Annotated in this window: 18 protein-coding genes and 1 other RNA gene; 17 read left to right on the top strand and 2 right to left on the bottom strand. The window is 71.4% G+C overall.

The genetic code is table 11. The annotated features are described in order from the left end of the window. Positions 1-39 precede the first annotated feature (39 nt). From OG251_RS14540 to ssrA, 3 genes are all read left to right on the top strand, one after another. Positions 40-1,227, top strand: a complete 1,188-nt coding sequence (locus tag OG251_RS14540; RefSeq protein ID WP_326677576.1) for a S41 family peptidase — start codon at positions 40-42, stop codon at positions 1,225-1,227. Positions 1,228-1,245: 18 nt separating this feature from the next. After that, positions 1,246-1,734: an SsrA-binding protein SmpB gene (smpB, locus tag OG251_RS14535; RefSeq protein ID WP_326677575.1), complete on the top strand. Its 489-nt coding sequence runs from the start codon at positions 1,246-1,248 to the stop codon at positions 1,732-1,734. A gap of 86 nt (positions 1,735-1,820) precedes the next feature. Beyond that, positions 1,821-2,207: a transfer-messenger RNA gene (gene ssrA / locus OG251_RS14530) on the top strand. Positions 2,208-2,312: 105 nt separating this feature from the next. Here the strand turns inward: ssrA and OG251_RS14525 are convergent. Next, positions 2,313-3,734 (bottom strand): MFS transporter, encoded by a 1,422-nt coding sequence (locus tag OG251_RS14525; RefSeq protein WP_326677574.1) that lies wholly within the window; start codon positions 3,732-3,734, stop codon positions 2,313-2,315. Between the two features lie 84 nt (positions 3,735-3,818). On the opposite strand from OG251_RS14525, the gene OG251_RS14520 reads away from it, so the two are divergent. The 9 genes from OG251_RS14520 (at position 3,819) to OG251_RS14480 (ending at position 14,157) form a co-directional block, all read left to right on the top strand. Continuing rightward, positions 3,819-4,805, top strand: coding sequence for a LysR family transcriptional regulator (locus OG251_RS14520; protein ID WP_326677573.1), 987 nt, complete (start codon positions 3,819-3,821; stop codon positions 4,803-4,805). 218 nt (positions 4,806-5,023) lie between these two features. After that, on the top strand, positions 5,024-6,166 hold the full coding sequence (locus OG251_RS14515; RefSeq protein ID WP_326677572.1) for a uroporphyrinogen-III synthase: 1,143 nt from the start codon (positions 5,024-5,026) through the stop codon (positions 6,164-6,166). 57 nt (positions 6,167-6,223) lie between these two features. After that, complete coding sequence (locus OG251_RS14510; protein WP_326677571.1) at positions 6,224-6,787, top strand: GNAT family N-acetyltransferase; 564 nt, start codon at positions 6,224-6,226, stop codon at positions 6,785-6,787. 108 nt (positions 6,788-6,895) lie between these two features. Then, positions 6,896-7,495, top strand: a complete 600-nt coding sequence (locus OG251_RS14505; protein WP_326677570.1) for a CGNR zinc finger domain-containing protein — start codon at positions 6,896-6,898, stop codon at positions 7,493-7,495. A gap of 121 nt (positions 7,496-7,616) precedes the next feature. Continuing rightward, positions 7,617-8,243: a sigma-70 family RNA polymerase sigma factor gene (locus OG251_RS14500; RefSeq protein WP_326681261.1), complete on the top strand. Its 627-nt coding sequence runs from the start codon at positions 7,617-7,619 to the stop codon at positions 8,241-8,243. Next, positions 8,240-9,160 (top strand): zf-HC2 domain-containing protein, encoded by a 921-nt coding sequence (locus tag OG251_RS14495; RefSeq protein ID WP_326677569.1) that lies wholly within the window; start codon positions 8,240-8,242, stop codon positions 9,158-9,160. Before OG251_RS14500 ends, OG251_RS14495 begins: the two co-directional genes overlap by 4 nt. Before the next feature lie 156 nt (positions 9,161-9,316). Further along, complete coding sequence (locus tag OG251_RS14490; protein WP_326681260.1) at positions 9,317-11,626, top strand: HelD family protein; 2,310 nt, start codon at positions 9,317-9,319, stop codon at positions 11,624-11,626. Between the two features lie 436 nt (positions 11,627-12,062). Continuing rightward, positions 12,063-13,499 (top strand): NAD-dependent malic enzyme, encoded by a 1,437-nt coding sequence (locus OG251_RS14485; protein ID WP_326677568.1) that lies wholly within the window; start codon positions 12,063-12,065, stop codon positions 13,497-13,499. Between the two features lie 376 nt (positions 13,500-13,875). Beyond that, positions 13,876-14,157, top strand: a complete 282-nt coding sequence (locus OG251_RS14480) for an HU family DNA-binding protein (RefSeq protein WP_003968811.1) — start codon at positions 13,876-13,878, stop codon at positions 14,155-14,157. Positions 14,158-14,590: 433 nt separating this feature from the next. Here OG251_RS14480 and murA read toward each other — a convergent pair whose 3' ends face one another. Further along, the gene (murA, locus tag OG251_RS14475; RefSeq protein ID WP_015608864.1) at positions 14,591-15,931 is read right to left on the bottom strand and encodes a UDP-N-acetylglucosamine 1-carboxyvinyltransferase; all 1,341 of its coding nucleotides are present in this window, start codon (positions 15,929-15,931) and stop codon (positions 14,591-14,593) included. Between the two features lie 276 nt (positions 15,932-16,207). On the opposite strand from murA, the gene OG251_RS14470 reads away from it, so the two are divergent. The 5 genes from OG251_RS14470 (at position 16,208) to OG251_RS14450 (ending at position 20,517) form a co-directional block, all read left to right on the top strand. After that, positions 16,208-16,768, top strand: coding sequence for a YqgE/AlgH family protein (locus tag OG251_RS14470; RefSeq protein ID WP_073723801.1), 561 nt, complete (start codon positions 16,208-16,210; stop codon positions 16,766-16,768). A gap of 30 nt (positions 16,769-16,798) precedes the next feature. Beyond that, complete coding sequence (locus OG251_RS14465; RefSeq protein WP_073723799.1) at positions 16,799-17,092, top strand: DUF3039 domain-containing protein; 294 nt, start codon at positions 16,799-16,801, stop codon at positions 17,090-17,092. Between the two features lie 256 nt (positions 17,093-17,348). After that, on the top strand, positions 17,349-18,653 hold the full coding sequence (locus OG251_RS14460) for an extracellular solute-binding protein (protein WP_326677567.1): 1,305 nt from the start codon (positions 17,349-17,351) through the stop codon (positions 18,651-18,653). Between the two features lie 2 nt (positions 18,654-18,655). Further along, positions 18,656-19,633 (top strand): carbohydrate ABC transporter permease, encoded by a 978-nt coding sequence (locus OG251_RS14455; protein WP_326677566.1) that lies wholly within the window; start codon positions 18,656-18,658, stop codon positions 19,631-19,633. Further along, a complete protein-coding gene (locus OG251_RS14450) occupies positions 19,630-20,517 on the top strand; it encodes a carbohydrate ABC transporter permease (protein WP_326677565.1) in 888 nt (295 codons plus the stop codon). Before OG251_RS14455 ends, OG251_RS14450 begins: the two co-directional genes overlap by 4 nt. Positions 20,518-20,520 lie beyond the last annotated feature (3 nt).

The raw sequence follows: 20,520 nt of genomic DNA, 5'->3' as shown, positions 1-20,520 counted from the left end.
AGCCGTGCGCCACAGGGGGCTTGTCCTAGACTCGACGCCATGTCAGGCCCCACGCACCGCTTCGGGCCCCGCGGTCTCTGCCGCGGGGCGGCTCTGACTTTGGTCTTCGGATGCGTCCTCGCCACGGCCGCGGCCACCGGGTCCCTGCCGTACGACGAGGAACAGGGCCCGGACATCCAGGCCCGCTCCATCGCCTCCACCTTCGCCCCCGTCGACCGCGCCGAGATCGAGGACGCCGCGGCCGACGCCGAGGCCGACGGGAAGTCCGGCACCGCCGCGGCCGAGGAAGCCGTCAGCCGCAGCGGGGACCGCTGGGGCGCGGTGTACGACGAGCGGGAGTACGAGGAGTTCGAGCAGGCCCTCGACGGCTCGTACACGGGTGTCGGGCTCTCCGCCCGGCGCACCTCCGGCGGCAGGGTCGCCGTGGCCCGGGTGCAGAGCGGCAGCCCCGCGGACCGGGCCGGTATCCGCAGGGGTGACCTGCTGCGTACGGTCGACGGCGGCCGGGTCGCCGAGCGTCCCGTCGCCGAGGTCGTCGCCCTGCTGCGCGGGGACGGTACGGGAGCGGCCGAGGGCAGCACCGTGGTCCTCGGCCTCGAACGGGGCGGGCGCGCCTGGACCACGACCCTGAGCCGGGCCCGGCTCACCACCGAGGCGGTCACCGTCCGGCGCCTGGGCGACGAGCCCTCGTCGGCGGTCCTGATCAAGGTCGCCGCCTTCACCAAGGGGGCCGGCGGCGAGGTCCGTGACGCGGTACGCGCCGCACCGGGCGACGCCGGGATCCTGCTGGACCTGCGCGCCAATTCCGGCGGCCTGGTCACCGAGGCGGCCGACGCCGCCTCCGCCTTCCTGGACGGCGGGCTGGTCGCCACGTACGACGTGCACGGCGACCAGCGTGCCCTGTACGCCGAGAACGGCGGCGATACGGCCCGGCCCGTCGTGGTTCTCGTCGACGGGGGCACGATGAGCGCGGCCGAGCTGCTGACCGGCGCCCTCCAGGACCGGGGGCGCGCCGTCACCGTCGGCTCGCCCACCTTCGGCAAGGGCTCCGTGCAGATGCCGAGCAAGCTTCCGGGGGGTTCGGTGGCCGAGCTGACCGTCGGGCACTACCGCACACCGGGGGGCCGCAACGTCGACGGCCGGGGCATCACACCGGACGTCGTGGTCGACGCACGGGCCCAGGAACGGGCCGAGACAGTATTGAGTGGCCTCGGGGGCGGGTCGTAGTGCGAAAATGACCGCACTATGGCCAAGGAAAAAGACACCGGGCGCAAGATGATCGCGCAGAACAAGAAGGCGCGGCACGACTACCACATCCTCGACACCTACGAGTGCGGGCTCGTCCTCATGGGCACCGAGGTCAAGTCCCTGCGGATGGGCCGGGCCTCGCTGGTCGACGGGTTCGTCCAGATCGACGGCCACGAGGCGTGGCTGCACAACATCCACGTCCCCGAGTACGTCCAGGGCACCTGGACCAACCACACGGCCAAGCGCAAGCGCAAGCTGCTGCTGCACCGGGCCGAGATCGACAAGCTGGAGTCGAAGTCCCAGGAGACGGGCCACACCATCGTGCCCCTCGCCCTGTACTTCAAGGACGGCCGGGTGAAGGTCGAGATCGCGCTCGCGAAGGGCAAGAAGGAGTTCGACAAGCGTCAGACGCTGCGCGAGAAGCAGGACACGAGGGAGACGAACCGTGCGATCGCGGCGGTCCGCAGGCGTCAGCGGAGCGCCTGAGCAGGAATACGCTGGCATCGCCCGGCGTTGGTCACGTACGATGGGCCGTGCACCTCACAGCGGGTGCGCGTTTGAAAAATCAACATGGGGATGATCGGTTTCGACAGCGGATGTCGAAGCAGGGGAAGCGAGTCGAGGAAGCGGCAATGATCTCGTAAACCATATGTCGCAAACAATAATCGCCAATTCCAAGCGCGATTCCTCCGCCTTCGCCCTCGCTGCCTAATTAGCAGCTAGCGAAGACTCTGCGGAGTGTCAGCCCGGGGGTGATCCCGACCCGGATCCTGGCATCAACTAGGGATCTAAACTTCTAAGCCCGGTCGCGGGGCGTAGAAGGAAATCAAACAGTGACTGGGCCTGTCGGAGGCTTGTTCGTGTGACCTCCGGGGCCGAGAAAAGCGCAGCGAACTGCACTCGGAGAAGCCCTGGTTCTGCACCGTTGGACGCGGGTTCGATTCCCGCCATCTCCACCACCCCATGTAAGCCTCCGCCCCGCGAGTTCACTCGCGGGGCGGAGGTTTTTTCCTGCCCTGCGGCGCGGGCAGGTCATCGAGGGCCGCTCTCGCGCGGCCCGCCGGTCATGCCGCTCGGCGGGTGCGCCGAGCGGCCGTCGCCGCCGCGATGACCAGGGCCAGCCCCGCCGCGCACATCGGTGCCGCGTAGCCGGTCACCGTCCCGGCGTGCTCCACCAGCCAGCCGCCGGCCGCCGCCCCCGCCCCGATCCCGCCCAGCAGCGCGGTGACCGCGAGCGTCATGCCCTCGTTCAGCTGTCCTGCGGGTGTCAGGCGCTGGACCACCGTCATGCCGGTGACCATGGTGGGCGCCGTCGCCGCGCCCGCCAGCAGCAGACAGAGGGCGAGCACGGTCAGGGAATCGGTGGTGGAGGCGGCCAGCAGCGGCAGCGACATCAGCGCCGTCATGCCCGCGAGGCAGAACAGCAGCCGGCGCCCGACGTTCGCGGCGGGCCGCAGCGACCCGTACAGCAGCCCCGCCACGCACGAACCGCCCGCCTGAAGGGCGAGGATCGCGCCTCCGGCGTGCGCGATCGAGACGACCTCCATGGTTCCGAACACCGCCCCCGTGGCGAGGAAGACGCTGAGCAGGGCGGGCATGCCGGGGGTACGGAGGGGAGAGGCCGCGTGGGTACGGGGGGCGACCGGCGGTTCGGTCGAGCGCTGGGCGGCGAAGACCAGCATGCCGGTCATCAGCAGGATCGCGCCGACGAGCGTGCCGGCCTCGGGGAACAGCCCCGCGCACAGGAACGCGGCGACGACCGGGCCGAGCATGTAGCAGAGTTCGTCGACGGACTGCTCGAAGGAGTTCGCGGTGTGCAGGGCGCCCGGATCGCCCCGGTGCAGATGCGCCCAGCGGGCCCGGGACATGCCGCCGGTGTTCGGGGTGGTCGCGGTCGCGGCGTACGCGGCGAAGAGCGTCCAGGCGGGGGCGTCGTAGTGCACGCAGAGCAGGAGGGCCACGGACCCGAGCACGGCGATCGCGGTGGCGGGCACGGCGATCCGGGCCTGCCCGTGGCGGTCCACGAGCCGTGCCGTCCAGGGGGCGACCACCGCCGTCGCGGCCAGGCCGGTCGCGGTGACGGCCCCGGCCAGGGCGTACGAATCGCGTGACCCGGCGATCATGATGACCGCGCTGACGCTGAACATGCCCTGGGGCAGCCGGGCGATGAGGTTGCCCGCGGTGAAGGCCCGCGCGCCGGGGGTGGCGAGCAGGCGGCGATAGGGGTTGGCCGTGGGAGGGAGCTTCGCGTGGGCTTTCGCGCCGGGCGGCCGTTGTCCGACGGTTTCCGCCGCGGGAGGGACCGGGACGGTTTCCGCCTCCGAGCGGAGCGGGTCGGCCTCCGCCTCGGGAGGGCCGGTTACGGCCTTCGCCCCGGACCGGGCCGGCGCCACCGGATTCCGCGGGGCGATGATCAGCAGGTCGCCGCAGACGGTGAGGAGCGGGCCGGTGGCGGGTCGGTCGGGGGAGGCGGAGGGCATCGGCATGGCTCAAGCCTCAGGGCGCCCGGTCCGTACGGTCCAACACCTTCTCCGTACCCATTCACGCACCCGTGTTGTAAATTCTGCGGGGTGAGCGTCCCCGACACCGACCCCCGGCTCCTGCGCGCGTTCCTCGCCGTCGCGGAGGAGCTGCACTTCACCCGGGCCGCGGCCCGGCTCTTCCTCGCCCAGCAGGCGCTGAGCCGGGACATCCGACGCCTGGAGCGCGAACTCGGTGCGGAGCTGTTCGTCCGGACCACCCGCCGGGTCTCGCTCACCCCGGACGGCGAACGGCTGCTCCCGTACGCCCGGCGGGTCCTCGACGCGCACGCGGAACTCGCCGCCGCCTTCGCCGATCCGGCCGCCCGGCCGCTGCTCGTCGATCTGAACACCGACGGGATGACCGCGGCCAGGGTCCTGGCCCGTGCGCGGGATCTCGCTCCGGCGTGCGAGCTGATGGCGCGCTTCGAGTCGGGGCTGACCCGGGCGGCCGACGAGATCCTCGCCGGACGGCTCGACGTCTCGTTCGGGCGGGCCGCCGGGCTCGATCCCGCGGTGCGGGCCCGGCTCCGGGTACAGCCCGTGCGGTACGAGCCGATGGCCGTCCTGCTGCCCGTCGCCCACCCCCTGGCCGCGCGGGAAACCGTCGCGCTGGACGACCTGGGCGGGGAGACCGTCTACGCGGGGGCCGGCAATGAACGCACCCGGGAGTGGACCGCCCTGGCCGCCCTGCTGTTCGGCGAGTACGGCATCGAGTTGGCGCCGCCCGCCCCGCTCGCCGTCGGGGTGGCCGAATTCCAACGGGTGATGGCCAAGACGGGGAACCCCGTACTCGCGGTCGTCGGCTTCCCGCCCCTGCCGGGCACCGTGCTGCGCCCGCTCGTCGCTCCCGTGCCGCTCTCACCGCTGATGATGGTCTGGCGCGAGGGTCTGCGTCATCCGGGACTGGACGCCCTGCGGGCGGCGGCCGGTCGACTCGCCGCGTCGGAGGGGTGGATGGAGCGGCCCCCCGGCTCCTGGCTGCCCGAGGGCGACGCGGCGCTGATGCGCGAACCCCCGTCGGCCACCGGGCGCTGAGGCGGCACACCCCCACCGGGCGGTATACCTTCGTCGCGCCGCAGCCGTGTCCGCGAAGCCCCGGCACGGCGCCGTGGAGGTGTGAGGATGACTCCTGGGCGTCGAGCGACGTAACGGCCGGGAAATACGGGCGAACCGAAGCTGACACGCGGGGTTGGCAGTCTCGGCCCTCCGCACCACCGAGCACCAGCGGGACCACGAGAGCCGGGTATCACGCCATGCAGGACGACGACGCAACGCACGGACCCCTCGCGGGATTCACGGTCGGGGTGACCGCCGCCCGTCGTGCGGAAGAGCTCGGCACCCTCCTCCGGCGCAGGGGTGCCGCTGTCCTGCACGCCCCCGCGCTGCGGATCCTGCCGCTCGCGGACGACAGCGAACTCCGGGCCGCCACCGGGGAACTCGTCGAGCACGCCCCCGATGTCGTGATCGCCACCACCGCGATCGGCTTCCGGGGCTGGGTGGAGGCCGCCGACGGCTGGGGCCTGGGGGACCGGCTCCTGGACATGCTGCGGGGGACCGAACTGCTGGCCCGCGGCCCGAAGGTCAAGGGCGCCATCCGGGCGGCCGGGCTGACCGAGGCATGGTCGCCCGGCTCGGAATCGTTGGCCGAAGTGCTCGACCGGCTCCTCGGCGAGGGCGTCGAGGGCCGCCGCATCGCCCTCCAGCTGCACGGCGAACCGCTGCCCGGATTCATCGAGTCGCTCCGGGCGGGGGGCGCCGAAGTCGTCGGCGTACCCGTATACCGCTGGATGCCGCCGGAGGACATCGCCCCGCTCGACCGGATGCTCGATGTCACCGTCGCCCGGGGCCTGGACGCGATCACCTTCACCAGTGCACCCGCCGCCGCCTCGTTCCTGAACCGCGCCGAGACCCGCGGCCTGTTCCCGGAGATCCTGGGCGCCCTGCACGACGATGTCCTGGTGGCCTGCGTCGGCCCGGTCACCGCGCTCCCGCTACAGGCCCGGGGCATCGGCACCCACCAGCCGGAGCGCTTCCGGCTCGGCCCGCTCGTCCAGCTGCTCTGCGCTCAACTCCCCTCCACCGTGCATACGTTGCCGGTCGCCGGACACCGCGTCGAGATCCGCGGGCACGCGGTGCTCGTCGACGGCGAACTGTGCCCGGTGCCGCCCGCGGGCATGGCCCTGCTGCATGCGCTGGCCCGCCGGCCGGGCTGGGTGGTGGCCCGTGCCGACCTGCTGCGGGCGCTGCCCGGCAGCGGCTCCGACGAACACGCGGTGGAGACGGCGATCGCCAGACTGCGCACTGCGCTCGGCGTACCCCGGCTGATCCAGACCGTCGTCAAGCGCGGTTACCGGCTGGCGTTGGACCCGTCGGCGGACACCACGCACGCGGGGTAGGCCGGGGGTACACAAGGGGAGATGTCGGGGGCACACAAGGGGAGATAGCGTGATCGAATGATGAACGCCACCCACTCCCTCGCTCAGGACGTGATCCTGCGGCCCGCCGCGCTCACCGACGCCGAATCCTGCGCCGCCGCGCTCACCCGCAGCCGTGCCTACATGAGCCCTTGGGAGCCGATTCGCCACGAGTCCTTCTACACGCCCCGGGGCCAGGCCGAACGTCTCGCCGGACTGCTGGCGGAGCGGGACGCCAGGCACGCCATGCCCTGGGTCCTGGCCGACGGGGAGGACCGGGTGATCGGCGCCCTCACGCTCACCGGCATCGTCCTCGGGCCCTTCCGCAGCGCGGCCCTCGGCTACTGGGTCGACGTCGACCGGGCGGGCCGGGGCCTGGCCACCTCCGCCGTCCGCGCCGTCTGCGACGCCGCCCGGGACGAGCTCGGGCTGCACCGGATCGAGGCCGGAACGATGCTCGACAACACGGCCTCGCAGCGGGTCCTCGCCAAGTGCGGCTTCGAGCAGTTCGGCACCGCCCCGCGCTATCTCCACATCAACGGCCAGTGGCGCGACCACCGGCTGTTCCAGCGGATTCTGCACGACGGCCCGCCGCAGCTCTGATCCCCGCCGTACCCGCGTGGTGGCAGGGGTTCCGGCCCGGCCCGAGTACGGGCACTCTGGGGGTGGCATCCCGACGGCGACCGGTGACCTGAAGGCGGTGACAGGCTCATGGCGACGGGCATGGGCGCGAACCGCTGGCGGTTCGACTCCGGCCGGCTCTGCCTCGATCTGGTGGCGACCGGGTACACCACGTCCGGTGTGGGCGAACAACTCGCCGGCCCCGAGCGGCTCGCCGAGTGGCTGGTGGCCGCCCGGCTGGTGCCGGAGGGGACCGCGCTGACCGCCCTGGACGGCACCTGGGTGACGCGCTTCCAGCAGCTGAGGGCGGGCATCGACCGGCTGCTGACCGCCGAACTCGCGGGTCGCGGCGCCGACGCGGCCCTGGCGCGGGTCAACGCGCTGGCGGCCGGTGCGCCGCCCGGAGTGCGGGCCGTGCGGAGCAGCGGCGGCACCCTCGTACGGAAGCTGAGCGCCGAGCCCGGCTGCGGGGCGCTGCTCGCGGCCGTGGCCAGAGACGCCGTGGAGCTGCTGACGGACCCGGCGGCCCGTGCGACGCTGCGGCGGTGCGAGGGGGACGCCTGCCGCCGCCTCTATCTGGACACCTCGCGCGGCGGGCGTCGGCGCTGGTGCTCCAGCGAGGTGTGCGGCAACCGGGAACGGGTCGCCAGGCACCGGCGCAGGATGGCCGCGGTCGGCACCGACGCGTGACGGGCACCCCCGCCCGTGGAGCGCCGGGGGTGCCCCGCCGGGGGAGCGGTCCCGGTCGGCCGCACGCCCCGTGAGGAATCCCGGCCGTGGATTGAACACTTCGGCGCCCGCCCCCGTACCGATGGTCGAAGAGCTGGTCCAGGGTCTCGACCGGGAGGTACGGGTGCGTGAGGATGCCGCCGTGGCCGGTGACCGTCCGCACAGGTCCCGGCGACGCGGTGAGCCGCCCGCGGGCTCCGGGGCCCCCGACGAGGAGCTGATGCGGGCCCTCTACCGCGAACACGCCGGGCCGCTGCTCGCGTACGTGCTCCGCCTCGTCGCCGGTGACCGGCAGCGGGCCGAGGACGTGGTGCAGGAGACGCTCATCCGCGCCTGGAAGAACGCCGGCCGGCTCGACCGGGCCACCGGCTCCGTCCGGCCGTGGCTGGTGACGGTCGCCCGGCGCATCGTCATCGACGGCCACCGCAGCCGGCGGGCCCGGCCCCGCGAGGTCGAGCCGTCGCCGCTGGAGGAGATGCCCGCGAAGGACGAGATCGAACGGGCGTTATGGCTGATGACCCTGGCGGACGCGCTCGACGACCTCACACCGGCCCACCGGGAGGCGCTGGTCGAGACGTACTTCAGGGGCCGCACGGTCAACGAGGCCGCCGAGGTGCTCGGTGTCCCCGGCGGGACCGTGCGGTCCCGGGTGTTCTACGCACTGCGTTCGATGAAGCTCGCGCTCGAAGAAAGGGGGATCACGGCATGAGCGACCACGAAGGGGAGCCGTTCGGGCCGGACCTCCCTGACCTCCCTGACCTCCCTGACCACTTTGACCTCCCAGATCTCGCGGACCTCCCGGACCTCTCAGATCTCCCCGGTCTCCCCGGCCTCTTCACGCGGCCCGGCGAAGGGCCGGCACACGACGCGGCGGCGGCCTACGCCCTGGGCGTCCTGGACGACGCCGGGGCGAGCGCCTTCGAAGCCCATCTGGCCGGGTGCGCGCGGTGCGCCGCCCGCCTCGACGGGTTCGCCGGAATGGAACCCGTGCTCGCGATGCTGGCCGGCGCGCCCGCCGCTGCCTCCACCGACGTCTCCGGCGCCCGCCCCCTCCCGCGCCTCTCCCCGGAGCCCCGGCCCCGGCTGCTCGACGGGCTGCTGGGCGAGGTCGCCCGCGGGCGGAAGGCGCGGCGGCGCCGCGCCCGGTATCTCGTGGCGGCGGCAGCGGCCCTGATCGTCGGCGGCCCGGTGATCGCCGTCGCGGTCACCGCGGGCGCCGGTGCGGACGGCGGGTCCGTCGCCCGGGGAACCCCGTACCCCACCGGCCCCGCCGAGGACGCCTTCCCCGCCCGGATGGAGAAGGTGCGGGCCACCGACCCCACCACCGAGGTCGACGCCACGGTCGGCATGGAGGCCATGGCGTGGGGCACCCGCACGGTCCTGGAGCTCAAGAACGTCGAGGGGCCGCGGAAGTGCACCCTGATCGCGGTCTCCAGGAGGGGCGAGGAGGAGGTCGTCACCTCATGGTCCGTACCGGAACAGGGGTACGGAACCGGGGACTCCCCGTACGGTGCCGCGACCGCCCCGCTCTATGTGCAGGGGGGCGCGGCGATGGCCCGCGCGGACATCGATCACTTCGAGGTGCGCACCTTCGACGGCCGGCGGCTGGTGGAGATCGACACCTGAGCACCACACGCACCGGAAGGGCAGGTGCGCCGGGGCCCCCGGGTCGCATAAGGTTGACGGCTGCCCAGTGCACGTCAGAAGGGGGTCTCAGTGGCCGCGCAGGATGCCGCTGTCGATTCGTTGCGGGACCGGGAAATCGGAGTCGAGCAGGAACATCTGGACCGGGTTTACCACCGCCTCGAAGAGAAGATCCACGAGGCGGAATTTCTCATGCACGACGCCGTCAAACGCGGGCAGGTCGGCACGCCCGGCGCGCTCGCCGAGCGGGACGCCCAAGTCTTCCGGGCGGGCGTCCACCTCAACCGGCTGAACAGCGAGTTCGAGGACTTCCTCTTCGGACGGGTCGATCTGCTGCTCGGCAAGGACGGTGAGCGCGGCCCGGACGGTGCGTTCACCTCCGTCGAGCCGGCCGACGACGCCGTCCGCGAGGACGCCACCGCCGATATCGCGGAGACGCTGCACATCGGCCGTATCGGAGTCCTGGACTCCGACTACGCGCCCCTGGTGATCGACTGGCGGGCCCCGGCCGCCGCGCCGTTCTACCGCTCGACCCCGAAGGAACCGGGCCGGGTGGTACGCCGCCGGGTCATCCGCTCCAAGGGCCGCAGGGTCCTCGGGGTCGAGGACGACCTGATGCGGCCCGAGCTGACCGCGTTCCTGGACGGCGACAAGCTGCCGGTGATCGGCGACGGCGCCCTGATGGCCGCGCTCGGCCAGGCCCGCAGCCACACCATGCGCGACATCGTCTCCTCCATCCAGGCCGAGCAGGACATGGTGATCCGGGCTCCCGCCGCCTCCGTCACGGAGGTCACCGGCGGACCGGGCACCGGGAAGACCGCGGTCGCCCTGCACCGGGCGGCGTACCTGCTCTACCAGGACCGGCGGAGGTACGCGGGCGGCATCCTGATCGTCTCGCCGACCCCGCTCCTGGTCGCGTACACCGAAGGGGTGCTGCCCTCGCTCGGCGAGGAGGGCCAGGTCGCGATCCGCGCGGTCGGCTCGCTGTCCGACGAGGCGGCGGGCGTCGCCGGGGCCACGACGTACGACGAACCGGCCGTGTCCCGCGTCAAGGGCTCCTCCCGGATGCTCCAGGTGCTGCGCAAGGCCGCACGCGGGGCCCTGGAGACACCGGGCACCCGTTCCGCGCCCCAGGAGGGCCAGCTCGCCTTCGGCGAGGAGGCGTCGCAGGAGCCCGAGGGCACCCCGACCCGGCTGCGGGTGGTCGCCTTCGGTGCCCGGGTCGAGCTGAACGCCGACGAGCTCCAGCGCATCCGGCACAACGTTCTGGGCGGCACCGCACCGGTCAACCTGCTGCGCCCGCGCGCCCGCAAGCTGCTGCTGGACGCCCTGTGGAGCAAGTCCTCGGGCCGGGGCCGCTACACCGACCCGGAGCTCGCGGCGGAGCTGCGTTCCTCCTTCGACGAGGACGTCTCCACGGAGACCCCGTTCCTGGTGTTCCTGAACGCCTGGTGGCCCGAGCTCACCCCACGCGGGGTACTCGCCGCGATGGCCGACGAGAAGCGGCTCGGCCGCTGGGCGCGGCGGGTGCTCAACCAGGGGGAGGTGCGGCGGGTGGCCCGTTCGCTGAAGCGGCTCGACGCCGATGGTCAGGGCCCCCTGTCCGTGCACGACGTGGCGATCCTGGACGAGCTCCAGGCGCTGCTCGGCACCCCGTACCGGCCGAAGAAGAAGCGCGAGTTCGACCCACTGGACCAGCTTTCCGGGCTGGAGGAGCTGATGCCGCAGCGTGAGGAGACCCAGCGCGAGCGGGCCGAACGGCTGGCGGCGGAGCGCACCGAGTACGCGCATGTCATCGTCGACGAGGCGCAGGACCTGACCCCCATGCAGTGGCGGATGGTCGGCCGCCGGGGCCGGCACGCCACCTGGACGATCGTCGGCGACCCGGCCCAGTCCTCCTGGTCCGACCCGGACGAGGCGGCGGCGGCCCGCGACGAGGCGCTCGGCAGCCGGCCGCGCCGTCGCTTCACCCTCACCGTCAACTACCGCAACCCGGCCGAGATCGCCGAACTCGCGTCGAAGGTGCTGGCGCTCGCGATGCCGGGGACGGAGTCTCCTTCGGCGGTGCGTTCGACCGGTGTGAAGCCGCGCTTCGAGACCGTGCGGGACGGCGACCTGGCCGCCACCGTCCGCGAGGAGGCGCGGCGGCTGCTCGCCGAGGTGGACGGGACGGTCGGCGTGGTGGTGGCGATGAACCGCCGCGCCCAGGCCCGTACCTGGCTCGCGGAGTTGGGGGAGCGGGTGGTGGCGCTGGGGAGCCTGGAGGCGAAGGGCCTGGAGTACGACGCCACGGTCGTCGTCTCCCCCGCGGAGATCGCCGACGAGTCCCCGGCCGGGCTGCGGGTGCTGTACGTGGCGCTGACCCGGGCGACGCAGCAGCTCACGGTGGTGTCGGGGGAGCGGGACATGCCGGACGAGGACGGTGTTCCGGACCTGCTGAGGGACTGAGGCCGACGGACGGGCGGGCCGGGGGACGATTCGATTTCGGGTCAACCCGTCGTGAAGGAATCACTTCTCGGGGGTGTTTGTTAGCCTGGTGTTGGCACCGGCTCGATCCAAGCCCCCGGGCCCAACCTTCGTCGCTTCGAGCGACCACTTGCCGCGAGGCGAGCATGGCGGGTCGGTGCCACCTAACTGAAGAAGACAGGCCCGCGTCACCTGATGGTGACGCGGGCCTGTTCTTGTTGGGGAGCGGCCGGACCCTGTGCGGGAGGCGGCTGGGGGTTCCGCCGGGAGGGTTACTTCTCGTATGGTGGAAAAAACTTTCCGAAACGTGGCAGTCATTACCGGCTACCAGTCAGTAGGTGCGACGATCGGGAAGCGTGTACGGGGCGACTGCCCCGGCCGCGTAGCAATGAAGCTAAGGAAAGCGAAGGACTCGGCCATGGCAACGGCGCCCAGCGTCTCGTACTCGATGACGGTCAGGCTGGAGGTGCCCGCGAGCGGCACAGCAGTCTCCCAGCTCACCACGGCCGTGGAGTCCTCCGGGGGGTCTGTCACCGGCCTCGACGTGACCGCTTCCGGCCACGAGAAGCTGCGGATCGACGTCACCATCGCAGCCTCCTCCACCTCGCACGCGGACGAGATCGTCGAAGGTCTGCGCGACATCGAGGGTGTCGTGCTGGGCAAGGTCTCCGACCGTACGTTCCTGATGCACCTCGGCGGCAAGATCGAGATGCAGTCGAAGCACCCCATCCGCAACCGTGACGACCTCTCGATGATCTACACCCCCGGTGTCGCCCGGGTGTGCATGGCGATCGCCGAGAACCCCGAGGACGCCCGCCGCCTCACCATCAAGCGCAACTCCGTCGCAGTTGTGACGGACGGCTCCGCGGTGCTGGGCCTCGGCAACATCGGCCCGATGGCCGCGCTGCCGGTCATGGAGGGCAAGGCGGCCCTCTTCAAGCGCTTCGCCGGTATCGACGCCTGGCCGATCTGCCTGGACACCCAGGACACCGACGCCATCGTCGAGATCGTCAAGGCGATCGCCCCGGGCTTCGCGGGCATCAATCTGGAGGACATCTCCGCACCCCGCTGCTTCGAGATCGAGGCGCGGCTGCGCGAGGCCCTGGACATCCCGGTCTTCCACGACGACCAGCACGGCACCGCGATCGTCGTCCTGGCCGCGCTGACCAACGCGCTGCGTGTGGTGGGCAAGGGGATCGGGGACGTACGGGTCGTCATGTCCGGTGCCGGAGCCGCCGGTACGGCCATCCTGAAGCTGCTCATCGCCGCGGGCGTCAAGCACGCGGTCGTCGCCGACATCCACGGCGTGGTGCACGCGGGCCGCGAGGACCTGGTCTCCGCCGACCCCGACTCGCCGCTGCGCTGGATCGCCGACAACACCAACCCCGAGGGCGTCACCGGCACCCTCAAGGAGGCCGTCGTCGGCGCCGACGTCTTCATCGGCGTCTCCGCCCCCAACGTCCTGAACGGCGACGATGTCGCGGCGATGGCGGACGGCGCGATCGTGTTCGCGCTCGCGAACCCGGACCCCGAGGTGGACCCCGCGATCGCCCGTCAGACGGCGGCGGTCGTGGCCACCGGCCGTTCCGACTTCCCCAACCAGATCAACAACGTGCTGGTCTTCCCGGGCGTCTTCCGCGGTCTGCTGGACGCTCAGTCCCGCACCGTCAACACGGAGATGATGCTCGCGGCGGCCGGTGCCCTCGCCGATGTCGTCGCGGAGGACGAGGTGAACGCGAACTACATCATCCCGTCGGTCTTCAACGACAAGGTCGCGGGAGCCGTCGCGGGAGCCGTCCGGGCCGCCGCGAAGGCCGCGGGGGCCGACGGGGCGGCCCCGTCCACCCTGGCATGACAGAGGCGTTCCGCGGGTGCCGGCCACGGTCCCCGCGGAACGTGCCGTACCTCACGCGGGCCGTCGTACGGCGCGTCGTGGGTCGCGGCGCCCCAAACGTCCCTTTAGGGTGGGCGGGCAGCGGGCCCCGCACGGCCCGGCATCCGCTGCGGACTGCTCAGGCCAGTCGACGGAACGTCACCACGAGCAAACCGTGGCGGCTTTCGTGTGACCCCGGAGGGTTCCGGATTGGCTTTCCCGCCGCAGGTGGGGGCAGGATGCGTAATCGGGCGCGAGGGTCTGACATCAGACCCGGGTCCGGGGACTGTCAGAGGGCCCTGGCAGCATCGGCTTCGATCTCACGCCTCACAGGCAAGAAGAACACGGGAGTAACAACATGAACCGCAGTGAGCTGGTGGCCGCCCTGGCCGACCGCGCCGAGGTGACTCGCAAGGACGCCGACGCCGTGCTGGCCGCGCTCGCCGAGACCGTCGGTGAGATCGTCGCCAAGGGCGACGAGAAGGTCACCATCCCCGGCTTCCTGACCTTCGAGCGCACCCACCGTGCCGCTCGCACCGCTCGTAACCCGCAGACCGGCGACCCGATCAACATCCCGGCCGGCTACAGCGTGAAGGTCTCCGCGGGCTCCAAGCTCAAGGAAGCCGCCAAGGGCAAGTAAGTCTCCTACGGCCCGTCTCGGACGGCGGGCCCCGGACACGAGAAGGGCGGCCACCCCCGACCTGGGGTGGCCGCCCTTCGCCGTGCCGTGAAGTGGCCGCGGGGTGTCCTCGGAGTGGCCGCGGGGTGCGCGGCGCCCATAGGGGCCCTCCGTCCCGCGCGGCGGGGCCGGACGGGCTCGGGGCGCGGCATTGGCCTGTACGGGCCTGTACGGGCGCCCAGCGGCCCTGTAGGCCCCATGGGCCCGTGACCGCCTCGGCGCCGTACGGCTCGGGCGGCCCGAAGCGCCGCACGAGCCGCGGCGCACGGCGAACAGCCCGCCGCCCCGGTCCCGAGTGACGGGGCCGGGGCGGCGGGCTGTTCGCCTGCGAACGTACGGGCGGACCTTGCCGTGCGGTGTGCGGCAGCACGGTACGGGCGGCCGTGGCCGGCCGTCAGACGAGCGAGCCGCCGGGCAGTTCGACCTTCGCGCCGAGCTTTTCGAGCTTGTCCATGAAGTTCTCGTAGCCGCGGTTGATCAGGTCGATGCCGTGCACCCGCGACGTGCCCTGGGCCGCCAGCGCGGCGATCAGGTACGAGAAACCGCCACGCAGGTCAGGGATGACCAGATCCGCGCCCTGGAGCTTCGTCGGCCCGGAGACGACCGCGGAGTGGAGGAAGTTGCGCTGGCCGAAGCGGCAGTCTGAGCCGCCCAGGCATTCGCGGTAGAGCTGGATGTGCGCACCCATCTGGTTGAGTGCGGAGGTGAAGCCGAGCCGGGACTCGTACACCGTCTCGTGGACGATGGACAGGCCCGCGGCCTGCGTCAGCGCCACCACCAGGGGCTGCTGCCAGTCGGTCTGGAAGCCGGGGTGCACATCGGTCTCCAGCGCGATGGCGTTCAGCGCGCCGCCGGGGTGCCAGAAGCGGATGCCCTCGTCGTCGATCTCGAAGGCACCGCCGACCCGGCGGAAGGTGTTGAGGAAGGTCATCATCGAGCGCTGCTGGGCGCCGCGCACATAGATGTTGCCCTCGGTCGCCAGCGCCGCGGACGCCCAGGAGGCCGCCTCCAGGCGGTCCGGGATCGCCCGGTGCGTATAGCCGTCGAGCTTGTCGACACCCGTGATCCGGATCGTCCGGTCGGTGTCCATGGAGATGATCGCGCCCATCTTCTGCAGTACGCAGATGAGGTCCTCGATCTCCGGCTCCACGGCCGCGTTGGACAGCTCGGTGACGCCCTCGGCGAGCACCGCCGTCAGCAGCACCTGCTCGGTGGAGCCCACCGACGGGTACGGCAGCCGGATCTTCGTGCCGCGCAGTCGCTGCGGGGCCTCCAGATACTGGCCGTCCGCCCGCTTCTCGATGGTCGCGCCGAACTGGCGCAGCACCTCGAAGTGGAAGTCGATCGGCCGGCCGCCGATGTCACAGCCGCCGAGGCCCGGGATGAAGGCATGGCCCAGCCGGTGCAGCAGCGGGCCGCAGAAGAGGATCGGGATGCGCGACGAGCCGGCGTGGGCGTCGATGTCGGCGACGTTCGCGCTCTCGACGTGCGACGGATCGAGAATCAGTTCGCCCGGTTCATCACCGGGACGCACGGTCACGCCATGGAGCTGCAGCAGTCCCCGGACCACCCGTACATCACGGATGTCGGGCACATTGCGGAGTCGGCTGGGCCCGCTGCCGAGCAGCGCGGCGACCATTGCCTTCGGCACCAGGTTCTTGGCGCCTCGGACGCGGATCTCGCCCTCCAGCGGGGTGCCGCCGTGGACAAGCAGGACATCGTCTGTGCCGGTCATGTATCTCGCGTTCCGGAGTGGTCGGGCGGGGGGCCAACGAAAAGGGTAATGGCCTCCTACCCCCCTTCCGTAAGGCGAAGGGGGGTGTACGAACGTCATGAATCCGCCACAACACGTTCCGCTCGCCGAATGTTGCGGAGGGTCACCGTCCGCAACGGCCGCCGCGCAGTGCGCTCCTTGTGCATCAGTGCGCCCTGAGCTGCGCTCGCTCGCCGCGGGTGGGTGGCCGCGCCATCCGGTGCCCGCGGGGGGCGAACATGCGGGATCATTCCTGTCATGACCGAGGTGTCCTCCCTCACAGGGCGATTGCTCGTGGCCACACCCGCCCTGGCGGACCCGAATTTCGACCGGGCGGTGGTGCTTCTTCTCGACCACGACGAGGAGGGCTCACTCGGCGTGGTCCTGAACCGGCCGACGCCCGTCGGTGTCGGTGACATCCTCGCGTCCTGGGCCGGTCTGACCGGTGAGCCGGACGTGGTCTTCCAGGGCGGCCCGGTGTCGCTGGACTCCGCCCTCGGCGTGGCGGTGATCCCCGGCGACGAGGGCCCCCTCGGCTGGCGCCGGGTGCACGGGGCGATCGGCCTGGTGGACCTGGAGGCCCCGCCGGAGCTGCTGGCCGCGGCGCTGGGCTCGCTGCGGATCTTCGCCGGGTACGCCGGATGGGGCCCCGGTCAACTGGAGAGCGAGCTGACGGGCGGCGCCTGGTACGTGGTCGAGTCGGAGCCCGGGGATGTCTCCTCGCCGCGCCCGGAGAAGCTCTGGCGGGCGGTCCTGCGCCGCCAGCGCAGCGAACTGGCGATGATCGCGACGTATCCGGACGACCCTTCGCTGAACTGACACCCGCGGCTTTCAGTACCCTTGGCGGTTATGAGCACTCTTGAGCCCGATCGCGGGGCAGGTACGGGGACCCTCGTAGAGCCGACCCCACAGGTGTCGAACGGCGACGGCGACCACGAGCGCTACGCCCATTACGTCCAGAAGGACAAGATCATGGCGAGTGCCCTGGAGGGCACTCCCGTGGTGGCACTGTGCGGCAAGGTCTGGGTGCCGGGGCGCGACCCCAAGAAGTATCCGGTCTGCCCCATGTGCAAGGAGATCTACGAGTCCATGGGCGCCGGCGGCGACAAGGACAAGGGCAAGGGCGGCAAGGACAAGAAGTAGTCCGCAGCCGGATGTGACCCTCCGGTTCCTGGCCCCCGGGGTGTGCAGAGATGCGCGCCCCGGGGGCTTTCGCATGCCCGGCGGGTGTCCGGAAAGGGCTCTGTGAGGTGCTTCTCGTTGCACGGGCTGCACCCGTGGGTCACAGAGTGGTAGAGACCACTTGTCGGCGCTCAGGTCCGGACCTACCCTCCTGCCAGTTGTGCAGAACGAAACGCGCGTTGCGCATGATGCAACGACCGATCTGTAGGGGTTCCGGATGAAGCTATCTGCCCGAATCGCCGCCCCGGCCGCGGCACTTGTACTGGCGGGCCTCACCGCCACCGCCTGTGCGCCGCAGACCTCCGACACCAGCGCCAAGGGGGACGAGAAGTCCGGCACGCTGCGCGTCTGGCTGTTCCAGGAGGTCGGCAACAAGCCCAAGGAGCAGGTCGTCGACGCGGCCGTGGCCGACTTCAGGAAGAGCCACAAGGACGCGAAGGTCGAGATCGAGTACATACCCGTCGACACCCGCGCCCAGCGGATCAAGGCGGCCTTCAACGACCCCAAGAGCGCCCCGGACCTCATCGAGTACGGCAACACCGACACCGCCGGATACGTGAAGGACGGCGGACTGGCCGATGTCAGCGAGGAGTTCGCCGCCTGGGACGAGGCCAAGGACACCGACCCGACGGCCAGGCAGTCCGTCACCGTCGGCGGCAAGGTGTACGGAGCCCCGCTCTTCGTCGGCGTACGCGCGCTCTACTACCGCACCGACGTCTTCGAGGACCTCGGCATCGACGCCCCCAAGTCCCAGGCGGAGCTGATCTCCACCGCCAAGAAGATCCACAAGGCGAAGCCGGACCTCTACGGCCTCGCGGTCGGCGGCGCGTACACCTACGGGGCGATGCCGTTCATCTGGGCGAACGGCGGCGAACTGGCCGGGGAGAGCGGCGGTACGTACAAGGCGGCCATCAACAGCGACAAGGCGCGCAAGGGCATCGAGGCCTACGCCTCGCTCTTCGGCGACGCCAACTGCCCGGCCGCCAAGTGCGCCTCCATGGGCGGCAACGCCACCGTCACCGCGTTCGCCTCCGGCAAGGCGGCCATGGCGATCGGCGGCGACTTCAGCCACGCGGCGGTCGAGGCCGGCACCGTCAAGGGCAAGTACGCCGTGGTCCCGCTGCCCGGCGTGGCCGAGGGGTCCATCGCGCCCGCCTTCGCGGGCGGCAACAACATCGGCGTACTCAAGAGCAGTTCGCACCGCACGCTCGCCGTCGACCTGCTGAAGTCGCTGACCGGCAAGCAGACCCAGGCCAAGCTGTTCGACGCGATGGGCTTCCTGCCCACGTACACCGACGTGCTGGCCAACGCCGCGAAGAAGCAGCCGTTCGTCGCGCCGTTCGTCCAGACGCTGGGCGCGGGCGCCAAGTTCGTACCGGCCTCGGCCGGCTGGGCCCAGATCGACGCCTCGCTGGTCCTGCCGACGATGTTCCAGGAGGTCGTCAGCGGCCGTAAGGACGTGGCGCGGGCCTCGGACGACGCGGCCAAGAAGATGGACGCGGCGTTCGCTGCCGCGGGCTGACGATGACCGCGGACACGACGGCGTACAAGACCCCAGGGCAGGCCGGTCCGGCCGGCCCGGTCACCGGCCGCCCGCCCCGGCGGCGCCGCTCCGGCTCACCCGCGCGGCGCCCCGGCTGGACCCCCTGGCTCTACCTGCTGCCCGCACTGGTCCTGCTGGCCGGGCTGCTGGTCTACCCGATCTACCAACTCGGTCTGATCTCCTTCCTGGAGTACACCCAGGCCCAGGTCAGCGGTGGCGAGCCGACCACCTTCAAGGGCCTGGGCAACTACGCGACCCTCTTCAACGACAGCCAGTTCTGGCAGGTCCTCCTCGCCACCGTGGTCTTCGCCTCGGTCTGCGTGCTGGCCACCCTGCTGGTCGGCTGCGCCCTCGCGGTCCTGCTGACCCGGATCCGCGCCCTGCCCCGGCTCGCGCTGATGGTGGCCGCGCTGGGCGCCTGGGCGACACCCGCGATCACCGGCTCCACCGTCTGGGTGTTCCTCTTCGACCCCGACTTCGGACCGGTCAACAAGGTGCTGGGGCTCGGCGACTTCTCCTGGACGTACGGGCGCTACAGCGCCTTCGCCCTGGTGCTCCTGGAAGTGCTCTGGTGCTCGTTCCCGTTCGTCATGGTGACCGTGTACGCGGGCATCCGGGCCATCCCCACCGAGGTGCTGGAGGCCGCGTCGCTGGACGGGGCCTCCCAGTGGCGGATCTGGCGGTCCGTCACTGCGCCGATGCTGCGCCCGATCCTCGTCGTCGTCACCATCCAGTCGATCATCTGGGACTTCAAGGTCTTCACCCAGATCTATGTCATGACCAACGGCGGCGGCATCGCGGGCCAGAACCTGGTGCTCAACGTGTACGCGTACCAGAAGGCGTTCGCGTCCTCGCAGTACAGCCTCGGATCGGCGATCGGCGTCGTGATGCTGGTGATCCTGCTGGCCGTCACGCTGGTCTATCTGCGCCTGGTACGGCGCCAGGGGGAGGAACTGTGAGCCCGACCGGTACCGGTAGCGCTGCCACCGCGGGCGGCCGGCTGCGCTCGGTCCTGCGCGTCCGGCGGCCCGGCAGGCTGGCCGCCGAGGCCGCCGCACTGCTCATCGCCGCGGCCGTCGCCTTCCCGCTGTACTGGATGGTGCTCTCCGCCGTGAAACCGGCGGGCGAGATCCAGTCGACCGAGGCCCGCCCCTGGACCCTGTCCCCGTCGCTCGACTCGTTCCGCCGGGTCTTCGAACAGCAGGATTTCGGCCGCTACTTCCTCAACAGTCTGCTCGTGGCGGGCACGGTCGTCATCGCGTCCGCGCTGATCGCCTTCCTGGCCGCCACGGCCGTGACCAGATTCCGCTTCCGGTTCCGCACCACCCTGCTGATCATGTTCCTGGTGGCGCAGATGGTGCCGGTCGAGGCGCTGACCATCCCGCTGTTCTTCCTGATGCGGGACTTCGGACAGCTGAACACCCTGGGCTCGCTGATCCTGCCGCACCTCGCCTTCTCGCTGCCGTTCGCGATCTGGATGCTGCGCGGCTTCGTCAAGGCGGTTCCGGAGGCGCTGGAGGAGGCCGCCTACATCGACGGGGCGAGCCGCACCCGCTTCCTGTGGCAGATCCTCTTCCCGCTGGTCTTCCCCGGCCTCGTGGCGACGAGCGTCTTCTCCTTCATCTCGACCTGGAACGACTTCCTCTTCGCCAAGTCGTTCATCATCAGCGACACCTCCCAGTCGACGCTCCCGATGGCGCTGCTGGTGTTCTTCAAGCCCGACGAGAACGACTGGGGAGGGATCATGGCAGCCTCGACGGTGATGACCATTCCCGTGCTGGTCTTCTTCGTACTCGTACAGCGACGCCTGGTCTCGGGACTGGGCGGAGCGGTTAAGGACTGACGT

This window comes from Streptomyces sp. NBC_01237, from assembly GCF_035917275.1.
Taxonomy (GTDB): Bacteria; Actinomycetota; Actinomycetes; order Streptomycetales; family Streptomycetaceae; genus Streptomyces.
This window is presented reverse-complemented; position numbering and strand designations above follow the sequence as displayed.